Origin of the sequence: Citrobacter sp. Cpo089, from assembly GCF_030332695.1 — a bacterium.
Classification (GTDB): Bacteria; Pseudomonadota; Gammaproteobacteria; order Enterobacterales; family Enterobacteriaceae; genus Citrobacter; species Citrobacter portucalensis.
In genome coordinates this window covers 23,551-36,789 of the sequence record NZ_JAOWHJ010000057.1, presented here as the reverse complement: position 1 = coordinate 36,789, position 13,239 = coordinate 23,551, and the positions used below count along the sequence as shown (strand labels likewise).

Below are 13,239 nucleotides of genomic sequence, written 5' to 3'. Positions count from 1 at the left end.
AAATCGGTGGAGCTGCATGACAAAGTCATCGGGCATTATCTGAACATAAAACACTATCAATAAGTTGGAGTCATTACCGGTGCGCGTAACCGGTTTACGCGAATGGCGATTTCAAAAGAAGCGGGCGGGTTAGTTGCTGTTGGTTTTGGTCCGGTTCTGGCGGGTATTTTCTGCAACATGACTAATTCCTGGTGGCCAATTCTGGTGATGGTCATCGCTTACTCACTGATTGGTTTAATTTCCGCGTTGCTGATGCCAGAAGTGAAAGATCGCGACCTGAGCGTACTTGAGGATGCTGCCGAGGTGAAAAAAGCCGAGAAGGTTCGTTGCTCGGTGACTCAGACAAGCTGATACAAGACAGTAGCATGGGCGGATGTACTCGTACGCTGCCCATGCTATTACACAGCTTTACATGATGTCATACCAATCATAAAAAGCTTAATGCAAATCAAAACATACAACCATACAGGCGTTACTCTGGAACAGTCCTGATTTCATTTATAAGTAGGCCATACCATGCAAAACAAGCTCTTAGCGGCTAAGGCTGCACTTCCTGACTACGATCGTACAAAACTGGTTCCGCGTATTGTTCATCTGGGGTTTGGCGCGTTTCACCGCGCACATCAGGGTGTTTACGCTGACATTCTGGCCGCCGATCACGGCAGTGACTGGGGCTACTGCGAAGTGAACCTGATTGGCGGCGAGCAGCAGATTTTCGATCTGAAACAGCAAGATAATCTGTATACCGTTGCAGAGATGTCTGCTGATGCCTGGACTGCGAGAGTCGTGGGTGTGGTGAAAAATGCATTGCATGCGCAGGTTGATGGTCTGGAAAGCGTACTGGCAGCGATGTGTGAACCGCAGGTCGCGATCGTTTCCCTGACCATCACCGAGAAAGGATACTGCCATTCTCCGGCGACCGGCCAACTGATGTTAGACAATCAAATGATTGCAGCCGATCTGCAAAACCCCAAACAGCCTAAAACTGCGCCGGGCGTGGTGGTTGAAGCCCTGGCTCGTCGCAAAGCTGCGGGTTTAGCTGCCTTTACCGTGATGTCCTGCGATAACATGCCAGAAAACGGTCATGTGATGCGCAATGTTGTCACTGCATATGCCCGAGCGGTGGATATGGAACTGGCCGCGTGGATCGAACAACATGTGACATTCCCATCAACCATGGTTGACCGCATTGTCCCGGCGGTTACGCAGGAGACGCTGGACAAAATTGAACATATCACCGGTGTACGCGACCCGGCAGGCGTGGCATGCGAACCGTTCCGCCAGTGGGTAATTGAAGATAACTTTGTTGCCGGCCGTCCTGAATGGGAAAAGGCCGGGGCGGAACTGGTGGCTGATGTCATTCCGTTTGAAGAGATGAAACTGCGTATGCTCAACGGCAGCCACTCTTTCCTTGCGTATCTTGGGTATCTGGCGGGATATCAACATATTAACAATTGCATGGGTGATGAAAACTATCGTCTTGCTGCAAGTGCGCTGATGTTGCAGGAACAAGCACCTACGCTGAAAGTAAAAGGTGTTGACCTACAGCGCTACGCCGATCTGTTAATTGAACGCTACAGCAATCCGGCGCTGCGTCATCGTACCTGGCAGATCGCCATGGACGGTAGCCAAAAACTGCCGCAGCGTATGCTTGATTCCATTCGTTGGCACATTGTGCACGGTAGTGACTTTGCGCTGCTGGCACTGGGTGTCGCTGGCTGGATGCGTTACGTCGGTGGTGTGGATGAACAGGGCCAGGCGATTGAAATTAGCGATCCATTGTTGCCGGTGATCCAGAATGCCGTGCGTAGCAGTAACGAGGGCGAAGAGCGCGTTCAGGCGCTGCTGGCAATTGATGCTATTTTTGGTCGCGAACTGCCGCAGGTTGAGCTGTTCAACCGTCAGGTCACACAAGCGTATCTTACTTTACTGGCTGAAGGGGCGAAGGCGACGGTTGCGAAGTATGCAGCAAAACTGAAGTAACGAAGATTATGCTTTATGTCGCCATCTGGCTTGCAACGGCCAGATGGCGCTGTGTTTTCTGGCATTCACACCAATTAGTTCATGCCTAAACGAATCAGCTCGAGGGGGGCGTATTTGCCTTCACATCCTTCGATTTCCACTGTTTTCCCGCGGCGAATCTGCTCAGCGGTCAGGCCATCGGTATCTATCGCTGTAATGCGGCCTGTGAGTCCGGTGTCGCTGATCATGACGCGGCTGCCAGTGGTGATTGCGTTACGGTTACGATCGTATGTTTTCATGGTGTTTTCTCCTTTCCAACTTACCGTCAAAGCCCGTGGGCTTTTAGTCCCACGTAACGGGCGCAATATAAATACGCTTCTCGTTAATGATTTTTTTTGTTTTCGATCAAAATCACAGCTTTTTTTATGCAGTTATGCGGGAGAGGGGAAAACGCAGGAGAAACTCACCCCGGAGTGAGGTGAGCGTAGAATTAATCTTCGCTGAACCAGTCGCTATTTTCCTGACGAATAAGCTGAACGGACTCACCAATTTCCTGAAGATGGAGCATCATTGCGCGCTCGACCGCATCGCCATCATGCTTCTCAAGGGCGGCAAAGATATCGTGATGCTGGCGTAGCAGCATTTCAGGCGGGGAAATATGATCCAGGCTCATATAACGAACGCGGTCAATTGTAGCCTTTATATTCTCAACGGTATCCCAGGCGAGTTGGCACTCGGCGATTAAAGCCAGTTTCTGATGAAACTCATCATCAAGCTGGAAGAAATCATTAATCTGTTTTCGGTCAATTGCGATGCGCTGCTGATGCAAATTCTGTTCAAGCTGATAGCACTGTTGATCGTTGATCAGCGATGCGGCGCGGCGTACCACGGCACATTCAATTGCCTGGCGAACAAAACAGCCGTTTTGCACCTGCGACAGCGAAATTTTATTCACGTAGCTGCCACGCTGCGGGCGGATCTGAATCAGACCGTTCTCAGCCAATTTGATGAATGCTTCTCGTACCGGCTGGCGTGACACATTAAAGCGTACAGAAACCTCTTTCTCCGAAAGCGGTGTACCGGGTGCAATCAGACAATGCACGATATCACGGCGAAGAATACGGTAAATCTGTTGATTTACTGGTTGTGTAGGGTTGAGCTGCGTTTCTACGGTCATTCATTCTTACTTTTTAGAGAGTTAACCCGGATATTTTATCACTTCTTTCAGGCTATCTATACCCGGCACAAGGCCGGGCAGAGAAATTAGCTCCGGTGGATACTCAGCCCGGCAAAAGACTGTGTGACAGGCATCATTTCAAGGGTGTTGATATTGACATGAGCCGGTAAAGAAGCCACCCACCATACCGCTTCTGTAACATCTTGCGGAGTCAGCGCCGTGGTATTTTCGTAGGCTTTTTCAGCTTTGGCGTCATCACCTTTGAAACGGACATTAGAGAATTCCGTACCGCCAACCAGACCCGGCTCGATGTCGGTAACGCGAATTGCAGTGCCGTGTAAATCAGTACGTAAATTCAGGCTAAACTGGCGAACAAACGCTTTAGTCGCACCATAGACGTTACCGCCAGCGTATGGCCAACTGCCCGCGGTAGAACCGATATTGATAATATGACCGCGGTTGCGTTCAACCATACCAGGCAGAACGGCACGGGTCATATAAACCAGCCCCTTGTTGTTGGTGTCGATCATATTCTCCCAGTCTTCAATGCTGGCCTTGTGAGCAGGCTCAAGGCCCAGCGCCAGACCTGCGTTGTTGACCAGAACATCAATATTGCGCCATTCTGCGGGTAAGGCGTCCATCATCTCTTCAATCGATGCACGATTACGTACGTCCAGTTGCGCGGTATAGAGGCGGTCACCCAGCTCATCTTTGAGCTCTTGCAGGCGCTCCTGGCGGCGTCCGGTGGCAATAACTTTATGCCCATTCTCAATAAAACGACGCGTAATGCACTCACCAAAACCTGCGGTTGCTCCGGTTACTAAAACGATCATCTCACTGTTCCTCAACGCTTTTTATGTAGTACTACCATAGCACGTCATTTCCGTTCAGAGCTATTCCTGCGTAACGCGATTGCGGTTGATTCCCGGGAAGTCTACTCTGGTAAACAAATCGTTTTCAGGAGTGGAAGATGTCGTTAACGAATCCCTTTTTACACCACAGCACATTGCCGTATCAGGCCCCGCAGTTTGATCAGATAGAGGTGCAGCACTATCGCCCAGCGTTCGATGAAGGCGTGCGGCAAAAACGTGCAGAGATCGAGGCGATTGTGCAAAACCCGCAGGCCCCTGATTTTGCCAATACGTTGCTGGCGCTTGAACAAAGCGGCACGCTGCTCACACGCGTAACCAGCATTTTCTTCGCGATGACGGCGGCACACACCAACGATGAACTACAGCGCCTTGACGAAGAATTTTCCGCGGAACTGGCGAGCCTTGCCAATGATATTTATCTCAATGGCGCGCTTTTTTCGCGCTTTGAAGCGGTCTGGCAACACCGAGGTTCACTGGGGCTGGATAGCGAATCATCACGCTTGCTGGAGGTCATCCACCAGCGTTTTGTATTAGCCGGCGCGCGTCTGAATGAGGTCGATAAAGCAAACCTTAAAGCGCTCAATACAGAGTCCGCCACGTTGACCAGCCAGTTTAATCAACGGCTGCTGGCGGCGAACAAGTCCGGTGCTCTGGTGGTGGATGATGCACGTTACCTGGACGGACTTAGCGCAGAGGAAATTGCTGTTGCCGCCGAAGCTGCAAAGGAGAAAGGGCTTGAAGCGCGTTGGGTTATCCCGCTATTGAATACGACTCAGCAACCGGCGCTTGCGGCGTTACGCGATCGCCAGACCCGTGAGAATCTGTTCAACCGCGCATGGACGAGAGCAGAAAACAATGACGCTAACGATACTCGGGCGATTATTCAGCGACTGGTCGAGATCCGGATGCAGCAGGCGAAACTACTCGGTTTTGCCAATTACGCTGCATGGAAAGTTGCCGATCAGATGGCAAAAACACCGGAGGCGGCACTGAATTTCATGCGGGCGATTGTTCCCGCTGCGCGAGCCAGGGCATTGGATGAACAGGCCGAAATCCAGAATGTTATCAATCACGAACAGGGGCAATTTAACGTCGAGGCCTGGGACTGGGCATTTTATGCCGAGCAGGTTCGTCGTGAGAAATATGCTCTTGATGAGGCGCAGCTCAAACCTTACTTTGCCCTTGATACGGTGCTGAACGAGGGCGTTTTCTGGACAGCTAATCAACTCTTTGGCATAAAATTTATAGAACGGTTCGACATTCCTGTTTATCACCCGGATGTTCGGGTATGGGAAATATTCGATCACGATGGCGTAGGGCTGGCGTTATTTTACGGCGATTTCTTTGCCCGGGAATCGAAAAGCGGTGGTGCCTGGATGGGCAATTTTGTTGAGCAATCGCAACTCAATGAAACCCGGCCGGTTATTTATAACGTGTGTAATTATCAAAAACCGACAAAGGGTCAGCCTGCATTGTTATTGTGGGATGATGTTATTACGTTATTTCATGAGTTTGGGCACACGTTGCACGGCCTGTTCGCTACTCAGCGTTATGCCACGCTTTCAGGGACCAACACTCCGCGGGATTTTGTTGAGTTTCCTTCGCAGATCAACGAACACTGGGCGAGTCATCCGCAGGTCTTTGCTCGTTTTGCTCGTCATGTTGATACCGGGGAGCAAATGCCGCAGGCGTTGCGGGATAAGATGCAGCGGGCCAGCCTGTTTAACAAAGGCTACGACATGACCGAACTGCTCAGTGCCGCATTGCTGGATATGCGTTGGCACAGTCTGGAAAATAGCGCGTTATCTCTTTCGGTTGATCAATTTGAACAGCAGGCGCTGGCAGCAGAAGGTTTGGAACTCAAGGCTGTGCCGCCTCGTTATCGTAGCAGCTATTTTGCCCATATCTTCGGCGGCGGTTATGCCGCAGGTTATTACGCCTATTTGTGGACGCAAATGCTGGCCGATGATGGCTATCAGTGGTTTGTAGAGCAGGGCGGATTAACTCGTGAAAACGGGCAAAAGTTCCGTGAAGCTATTTTGTCCCGCGGTAACAGTACTGATTTAGCTGAACTCTATCACCAGTGGAGCGGGCGCGATCCCCGAATGGAGCCGATGCTGGAACATCGTGGTTTGAGCGCGTAAGGTTTGTTCAGAGGGGGAAAGTCCTCAATTCAGCTTAGCTAAACATAATGACGCCGATAAATTCATCATTGTGCTGAAAAGGGAATTACGCTGTAGGCCGGATAAGCGAAGCGCCATCCGGCTGCTTGTAACAGATTGCCGGATGGCGGCGTAAACGCCTTATCCGGCCTACTGCTCACTATCGTTTCGTGCATTCCCAACCGGGTGTAACGCCAGGTTTTTATATTACCTAAGAAATAACCTTGCAATTTAGGTCTCTAATCGGAAAAAGATAGCTATAAAAAGCTTAAAGCATACACATCAGCTTTCTTAGCGGTTTTTATCTATCCGCGAAAATAAAAGGCTCAATGGCCGTGTTCAATTTGAGTCTGGTATGAACTGAGTGATGTACGCTATGCCGCGACCAGTGGCATAGCGCAATGCTATTGTTAATCGCGGCTTATTAATTACTATTAAAAAATTTACATAAATTTTCTTTTTTATCGTTAAGATAATTCCATCAGAAACGCTCGAACAGGGAGAGAGAACGTGATGATAAGAAATACGAAGGAAATAGATACAATTTTGATTGAGTTGAACAAGTCCATTGATGCCCACTACAAATGGCTGGTAAAGATGTTCCGCTGCGTGGTGTCTTCAGATGTAACACAGCCTGATATTATGGGTGAAAACTCGCATTTTGTTTGTCGATTTGGACTGTGGCTTAATAATCAATCGCGGTACAATGAGGATGATTGTAGTTACGTGAGCAAGATAAGTGCCACTCACGAAAAGATGCATTTATTAGGCAAGGAGTTGCTATTGACTATAGTGGAGAAACGTAGCCATTCATGGCATTTCGACAGTTTCCAGGACGCGCTTCTGGCATTTACCTCATCTGTAATGGACTACAAAATATATTTATTGAGTATCCGCAGTAATATCGATGTATTAACAGGTTTACCTGGCAGAAGAATGCTCGATGAGTCTTTTGATCGGCAGTTGCTCGACGCCGAACCGCTTAATCTCTATATATTGTTGTTGGATATCGATCGTTTTAAATACGTTAACGATACATACGGTCATCTGGTCGGTGACGTGGTATTGCGCGCTCTGGCATCAAATTTATTGTCATGGACGCGATATGATGAGGCGGCGTACCGCTACGGTGGAGAAGAGTTCATTATCATCATCAGAACAAAAACGGACGAGCAGGCATGCCTGGCGGGTTTGCGACTTTGTCGTCTGATTGGTCAGAAAAAAATTCCCTACGCTGATGGAGAGATCGGTATCACGGTGACGGCAGGCATAACCCGGGTTCAACAGGGTGAAACGCTGGATACCGCGCTTGGTCGGGCCGACAGGGCGATGTATCAGGGGAAACAGACTGGCAGGAATCGCTGCATGTTTATGGATGAAAATGAGCGGATCGCGTTGGTGGACACCAATGACGGAACCTCGTATCCCCTCAGTGCGTGAGTTTTCGAAAAACGTTTTGAGGTAGTTGCGTTTCGTTTAACTTTCATTGGGGTTGTCGATGATAGGTTAGCTGACTATCCGTTATCTTCGCAGGGAATTGCCAGATAGCGTATAAAAGCAAAACACAAATCTATCCATGCAAGCATTTACCGCTGGTATATCCGGCGGTTTTTTTTATCTGTAAATCAGGATAAAGGCACAGCGAGCGCGATTCAGGTAAAAAAATGGCCCCTTGTGCAGCTACGCAACAAGGGGCCGGGTCGGTGCAGGACTATCTCCGTTCATCAATCATCCCATCTGTGGCTAAAATACGCGGCCAGAAAACCGGAAAATAAAATAATTCCCAGAACAGCTATAAAAATATTCATATTACCCAGCATAGTAAATGCTCCTTTATCTGTGAGTTTCCTCTCTTACCTTAAGTTCACCTCGCTTATGACTATAGTAGCAATTCAATCTTAAACAAAGGCTGAACTGTGTGATTATTTCGACTGAAAAGTAAATTTTTGACATGATCACGTCGAATAAAATAAATAATAGTGACGAGACACATTTATCTGCGCACAAATAACCTTGTTTTTAAACCCTGAGACGCTGTTATGACGGTGTGATGCTGACACAGATTGTTGCACGTTTATAATGCAGAGTTGTCTCATGGTGGTTCATTTTTTCGTGTGATTAATCCTTTTGGCGGGAAAATGTAATACTGATTTTTGTGTGCGGGATGCTAATTTATTGATTTTATATGAGGTTTTAATATCTGGCATCGTTTTTGCCTTATCACTTCTGAACACCCTTAATTTGCACCGTTTTGTCTGCCCGGCTGCACCGGAGCTTTCAGCAAGTCTAATTTCAGGAGTGAAACTATGCAGCGTCGTACATTTTTAAAAGCTTTTGCACTTTCTGCCTCTGTTGTTGCAATGGGCGTGAGTTTTAGCGTTCAGGCAGCCGACACCATTAAGGTTGGCATCATGCATTCGTTATCCGGCACGATGGCCATATCCGAAACGCCGCTAAAAGATGTGGCGTTGATGACCATCGATGAAATAAATGCTCAGGGCGGTGTGTTGGGTAAAAAGCTGGAACCGGTGGTGGTTGACCCGGCCTCGAACTGGCCGTTATTTGCTGAAAAAGCAAGACAACTGCTGAGTCAGGACAAGGTGGCGGCAGTTTTCGGCTGCTGGACATCGGTTTCGCGTAAATCAGTTTTACCGGTATTTGAAGAGTTGAATGGTCTGCTGTTTTACCCGGTGCAATATGAAGGTGAGGAGATGTCGCCTAACGTCTTCTATACCGGCGCAGCCCCCAACCAGCAGGCGATCCCTGCGGTTGAGTATCTGATGAGTGAGGATGGCGGTAGCGCGAAACGCTTCTTCCTGCTGGGCACGGATTATGTTTATCCGCGCACGACCAACAAAATTTTACGCGCCTTTTTGCACTCAAAAGGGGTCGCCGATAAAGACATCGAAGAGGTGTACACCCCATTCGGACATAGCGATTACCAGACCATTGTCTCCAGTATTAAAAAATTCGCCGCAGGGGGAAAAACGGCGGTGGTATCAACCATCAATGGGGATTCTAACGTACCGTTCTATAAAGAGTTAGCGAATCAGGGGCTGAAAGCCACCGATGTGCCGGTGGTGGCTTTTTCCGTGGGTGAGGAGGAGCTACGCGGTATTGATACCAAACCGCTGGTGGGCAACCTTGCTGCCTGGAACTACTTTGAGTCTGTCGATAATGCGGCCAACAAGAAGTTTGTCGCGGATTACCGGGCGTATGCCAAAGCGCACAAATTACCGAATGCTGATTCGGTAGTGACGAACGACCCAATGGAAGCCACATATGTTGGCCTGCACATGTGGGCGCAGGCGGTAGAAAAAGCCGGAACTACCGATGTGGATAAAGTTCGTGCTGCTATGGCGGGGCAATCCTTCGCTGCACCATCAGGTTTTACCCTGACCATGGATGCGACCAACCATCACCTGCATAAACCCGTCATGATTGGCGAGATTGAAGGCAACGGCCAGTTTAACGTGGTGTGGCAAACCGATGAGCCGGTCCGCGCCCAGCCGTGGAGTCCGTACATCGCTGGTAATGATAAAAAATCTGAACAGCCTGTGAAAACCGCCAGCAACTGATCTAACGCCCTCCTGCGGGAGGGTAATGCTTTGGAGAACGCTCATGAAAGCTATGCGCTTGATTCGTGGTGTGTTGTTGCTGATGTGGTTTTTGCCGTGGATAGCCCAGGCCGCAGATGCTGATTCCTTTACCGCCGCCAACCGTGCTCAGCAGGTCGCCTTGCTTGAACAATGGGCGGTGAATCCCGACGTTCAGCGCATCCCGCTGCTCAGCGCGCTGCGAGATGAGAACCTGCTGACCGATAACACGAAAAATGCCTTCATCATGAACGGCTCGTACGTACAGCCGTTAGGAACAGCGACAGCCCCAAACGGCGAGCTAAAAAAAACTCGCCTGACTAACCGCCTGCGTAATTTGGTAGCCGGAGCGTTGGCTGTCCATCAGCTTTTAAGTGACAGTGTCACGGTAAGGGGAGAGGCAGCTCGTACATTACAGCGTGAGGCGCAGCCGGGCATGCTGCCGTTTTTACAACAACGACTGGCTCAGGAGTCAGATGGTGATGTGAAATCCGCACTCGCTATTGCACTGGCAAATCTGCAACTGAGTAGCACCTCGCCGGAGGTCAGGCTTCAGGCAATCGAACTATTAGGGGCGTCAAATGATCCTGAAACTCAGGTGCGCCTGCAGCCATTCACCCGGGCTGAACATGAACCCGATGCCCGAGTGCGTGCTGCCGCTGACGAAAGTCTGAATTCCATCTCGCATCGCATGAAGGTTGGGGATCTTCTAGGGCAGGCTTTCATGGGACTGTCACTGGGTTCTATTTTGCTGCTGGCGGCATTGGGTCTGGCGATAACCTATGGATTGCTCGGCGTCATCAATATGGCACATGGCGAGATGTTAATGCTCGGGGCGTACTGTACCTGGATGGTGCAACAGTTGATGGGGCAGTTTTTCCCGCACGGGTTAGCCTGGTATCCGGTTATTGCACTTCCGGTCGCCTTTTTGCTGACTGCGGCAGTAGGAATGCTGCTCGAGCGAGGGGTGATACGCCATTTATATGGCCGTCCGCTTGAAACGCTACTGGCGACCTGGGGTATCAGCCTGATGCTCATCCAACTGGTGCGAATGACTTTCGGCGCGCAAAACCTGGAAGTCGCCAATCCGGCATGGCTTTCCGGCGGTATTCAGGTTTATGCCAATCTGATATTGCCATGGAACCGAATAGTGGTGCTTGGCTTTGCCATGCTGGTGCTGTTCTTCACCTGGCTGCTGTTGAATAAAACGCGCCTCGGGCTGCGCGTGCGTGCCGTGACGCAAAATCGCAATATGGCGGCCTGCTGCGGCGTACCCACCGGACGAGTCGATATGCTGGCCTTTGGCCTTGGTTCAGGAATTGCCGGACTGGGAGGCGTGGCGCTCTCGCAACTAGGTAACGTAGGACCGGAGCTGGGGCAAAGCTACATTATCGATTCGTTTTTGGTGGTGGTACTGGGCGGCGTTGGACAGCTTGCCGGGAGCGTGGCTGCGGCATTTGGGCTGGGGATCTTCAATAAAATTCTGGAGCCTCAGGTGGGGGCGGTTCTCGGCAAAATCATGATCCTGGTGCTGATCATTCTGTTTATTCAGAAACGACCTCAGGGATTGTTCGCGCTGAAAGGGAGGGTTATTGACTGATGACGATGCCAATGACAATAACGCTGGCGCGTAAAGCGCCGCGTGCAACACGCGTGCTGGGTCTGGGCTTACTGCTGGCGTTGATTATTTTGCCGTTTCTTGCGCTGTTACCCGCGGAGCATCCGCTGGCCATATCGGTGTGGACGTTGACGCTGGCCGGGAAAATTCTCTGCTATGCCATTGTGGCCGTTGCGCTGGATCTGGTGTGGGGCTATGCCGGAATGCTCTCGCTGGGACACGGTATCTTCTTCGCGCTGGGGGGCTATGCGATGGGAATGTACCTGATGCGTCAGGCTTCCGGCGAAGGATTACCGGCCTTTATGTCATTCCTGTCGTGGAGCGAGCTGCCCTGGTTTTGGTGGGGGACGCAACATTTTCTCTGGGCGATGCTGCTGGTTGTTCTGGTGCCGGGCCTGCTGGCGCTGGTATTTGGTTGGTTTGCCTTCCGTTCAAAAATCAAAGGGGTCTATTTCTCCATCATGACCCAGGCCCTGACTTTCGCCGGAATGCTGCTGTTTTTCCGCAATGAAACCGGCTTTGGTGGAAATAACGGTTTTACCGGTTTTACCACCATTCTGGGGTTTCCGGTGACCGCGACGTCAACCAGGATCGCGCTGTTTCTGGCGACGGTTATGCTGCTGGTGCTGGCAATATGGCTGGGACTTGCGCTGGCCCGCAGTAAGTTTGGTCGTATTCTGACCGCCGTGCGTGATGCCGAGAACCGTCTGATGTTCTGTGGTTACGATCCGAAAGGTTTCAAGTTACTGGTGTGGACGCTTTCAGCTGTACTGTGCGGCCTGGCCGGGGCGCTTTATGTCCCGCAGGTAGGGATTATCAACCCCAGCGAAATGTCGCCGACCAACTCGATTGAAGCGGCGATTTGGGTTGCTCTGGGCGGACGTGGAACCCTGATCGGCCCGGTATTTGGCGCAGTACTGGTGAACGGTGCTAAAAGCCTGTTTACCGTCATTATGCCGGAATACTGGCAGCTGTTTCTTGGCCTGATTTTTATTGGCGTTACGCTTTTTTTACCTAGTGGTGTGATTGGCCTGTTTCGCAAAGGAGACAAATAATGCAGCCGGATGAAGGACTTTTTACACGCCAGATGCCGGGCGATCGGTTTCGCGAACAAACGGACCCGGTACTCCAACTGGAAAAAATTAACGTTAATTTCGACGGATTCCAGGCGTTAACGGATCTCTCGCTCAATATTGGCGTCGGGGAACTGCGCTGTATTATTGGCCCCAACGGCGCCGGGAAGACGACGTTAATGGATGTCATAACCGGTAAAACCAGACCGCAAAGTGGTCGTGCGATATACGACCAGTCGACCGATTTAACAACGCTGGATCCCATCGCCATCGCGCGTCAGGGGATTGGACGGAAATTTCAGAAGCCCACGGTATTTGAAGCATTAACGGTGGAGGAGAACCTGGAGCTGGCGCTGAAAAATGATAAATCTGTCTGGGGTTCTCTACGGGCACGACTCTCAGGCGAACAACGGGATCATATTGATGAAGTACTGGCGCTGTTGCGGCTGGGTAATGAGCGGACCCGCCGCGCCGGACTGCTTTCGCATGGGCAAAAACAGTTTCTCGAAATTGGCATGCTGCTGGTGCAGGAGCCGCATTTACTGCTACTGGATGAACCCGCGGCGGGGATGACGGATGCGGAAACGGAATACACGGCGGAGCTGTTTCGCCAGCTTGCCGGTAAGCACTCTCTGATGGTTGTTGAGCACGATATGGGATTTGTTGAAACCATTGCCGATCGCGTCACAGTATTACATCAGGGACGTGTCCTCGCTCAGGGGAGCCTTCGCGATGTGCAGGCCAACGAGCAGGTTATTGAAGTCTATCTCGGGCGTTAA

Annotated in this window: 12 protein-coding genes and 1 pseudogene; 9 read left to right on the top strand and 4 right to left on the bottom strand. The window is 50.6% G+C overall.

Translation table 11 applies throughout. The annotated features are described in order from the left end of the window. The 3 genes and pseudogenes from OGX92_RS12675 to OGX92_RS12665 form a co-directional block, all read left to right on the top strand. Positions 1-63, top strand: a 63-nt coding sequence (locus OGX92_RS12675; RefSeq protein WP_071603212.1) for an IS1 family transposase, incomplete at its 5' end; no start/stop codon positions are given. Between the two features lie 15 nt (positions 64-78). Further along, positions 79-351: pseudogene (locus tag OGX92_RS12670) on the top strand (MFS transporter); the annotation flags it as partial. A gap of 165 nt (positions 352-516) precedes the next feature. After that, the gene (locus tag OGX92_RS12665; RefSeq protein ID WP_286586612.1) at positions 517-1,983 is read left to right on the top strand and encodes a mannitol dehydrogenase family protein; all 1,467 of its coding nucleotides are present in this window, start codon (positions 517-519) and stop codon (positions 1,981-1,983) included. A 74-nt stretch (positions 1,984-2,057) separates the two neighbouring features. Here OGX92_RS12665 and ydfZ read toward each other — a convergent pair whose 3' ends face one another. The 3 genes from ydfZ to ydfG form a co-directional block, all read right to left on the bottom strand. After that, entirely contained in the window at positions 2,058-2,261 is a 204-nt protein-coding gene (gene ydfZ, locus OGX92_RS12660) for a putative selenium delivery protein YdfZ (protein ID WP_003032393.1), read from the bottom strand. Positions 2,262-2,452: 191 nt separating this feature from the next. Then, entirely contained in the window at positions 2,453-3,139 is a 687-nt protein-coding gene (locus tag OGX92_RS12655; RefSeq protein ID WP_003032396.1) for a GntR family transcriptional regulator, read from the bottom strand. Positions 3,140-3,225: 86 nt separating this feature from the next. After that, complete coding sequence (ydfG, locus tag OGX92_RS12650; protein WP_003832919.1) at positions 3,226-3,972, bottom strand: bifunctional NADP-dependent 3-hydroxy acid dehydrogenase/3-hydroxypropionate dehydrogenase YdfG; 747 nt, start codon at positions 3,970-3,972, stop codon at positions 3,226-3,228. A 137-nt stretch (positions 3,973-4,109) separates the two neighbouring features. Here ydfG and dcp point away from each other — a divergent pair, with 137 nt between their 5' ends. After that, positions 4,110-6,155: a peptidyl-dipeptidase Dcp gene (gene dcp / locus OGX92_RS12645; RefSeq protein ID WP_240389351.1), complete on the top strand. Its 2,046-nt coding sequence runs from the start codon at positions 4,110-4,112 to the stop codon at positions 6,153-6,155. A 531-nt stretch (positions 6,156-6,686) separates the two neighbouring features. Continuing rightward, positions 6,687-7,613: a diguanylate cyclase gene (locus tag OGX92_RS12640; protein ID WP_286586613.1), complete on the top strand. Its 927-nt coding sequence runs from the start codon at positions 6,687-6,689 to the stop codon at positions 7,611-7,613. Positions 7,614-7,897: 284 nt separating this feature from the next. Here the strand turns inward: OGX92_RS12640 and mgtS are convergent, their stop codons facing one another. Next, positions 7,898-7,993 carry a protein MgtS gene (gene mgtS, locus OGX92_RS12635; protein ID WP_240389350.1) on the bottom strand — a complete coding sequence of 32 codons (96 nt, stop codon included), beginning with the start codon at positions 7,991-7,993 and terminating at the stop codon, positions 7,898-7,900. A gap of 486 nt (positions 7,994-8,479) precedes the next feature. On the opposite strand from mgtS, the gene urtA reads away from it, so the two are divergent. From urtA to urtD, 4 genes are read left to right on the top strand one after another with little or no spacing between them, the layout of a single operon-like run. Next, complete coding sequence (urtA, locus tag OGX92_RS12630; RefSeq protein ID WP_148361994.1) at positions 8,480-9,751, top strand: urea ABC transporter substrate-binding protein; 1,272 nt, start codon at positions 8,480-8,482, stop codon at positions 9,749-9,751. 43 nt (positions 9,752-9,794) lie between these two features. Beyond that, entirely contained in the window at positions 9,795-11,369 is a 1,575-nt protein-coding gene (urtB, locus tag OGX92_RS12625; protein ID WP_286586611.1) for an urea ABC transporter permease subunit UrtB, read from the top strand. Next, a complete protein-coding gene (urtC, locus tag OGX92_RS12620) occupies positions 11,369-12,442 on the top strand; it encodes an urea ABC transporter permease subunit UrtC (RefSeq protein ID WP_003832929.1) in 1,074 nt (357 codons plus the stop codon). The genes urtB and urtC overlap by 1 nt, the downstream gene beginning before the upstream one ends. Continuing rightward, on the top strand, positions 12,442-13,239 hold the full coding sequence (urtD, locus tag OGX92_RS12615; RefSeq protein ID WP_063941582.1) for an urea ABC transporter ATP-binding protein UrtD: 798 nt from the start codon (positions 12,442-12,444) through the stop codon (positions 13,237-13,239). The genes urtC and urtD overlap by 1 nt, the downstream gene beginning before the upstream one ends.

Bases quoted from the DNA above. Each gene is read 5' to 3' on its own strand.
- urtB (WP_286586611.1), top strand. From the start codon at position 9,795: ATGAAAGCTATGCGCTTGATTCGTGGTGTGTTGTTGCTGATGTGGTTT.
- dcp (WP_240389351.1), top strand. From the start codon at position 4,110: ATGTCGTTAACGAATCCCTTTTTACACCACAGCACATTGCCGTATCAG.
- ydfG (WP_003832919.1), bottom strand. From the start codon at position 3,972: ATGATCGTTTTAGTAACCGGAGCAACCGCAGGTTTTGGTGAGTGCATT.
- urtC (WP_003832929.1), top strand. From the start codon at position 11,369: ATGACGATGCCAATGACAATAACGCTGGCGCGTAAAGCGCCGCGTGCA.
- ydfZ (WP_003032393.1), bottom strand. From the start codon at position 2,261: ATGAAAACATACGATCGTAACCGTAACGCAATCACCACTGGCAGCCGC.
- OGX92_RS12640 (WP_286586613.1), top strand. From the start codon at position 6,687: ATGATAAGAAATACGAAGGAAATAGATACAATTTTGATTGAGTTGAAC.
- OGX92_RS12655 (WP_003032396.1), bottom strand. From the start codon at position 3,139: ATGACCGTAGAAACGCAGCTCAACCCTACACAACCAGTAAATCAACAG.
- urtD (WP_063941582.1), top strand. From the start codon at position 12,442: ATGCAGCCGGATGAAGGACTTTTTACACGCCAGATGCCGGGCGATCGG.
- OGX92_RS12665 (WP_286586612.1), top strand. From the start codon at position 517: ATGCAAAACAAGCTCTTAGCGGCTAAGGCTGCACTTCCTGACTACGAT.
- urtA (WP_148361994.1), top strand. From the start codon at position 8,480: ATGCAGCGTCGTACATTTTTAAAAGCTTTTGCACTTTCTGCCTCTGTT.
- mgtS (WP_240389350.1), bottom strand. From the start codon at position 7,993: ATGCTGGGTAATATGAATATTTTTATAGCTGTTCTGGGAATTATTTTA.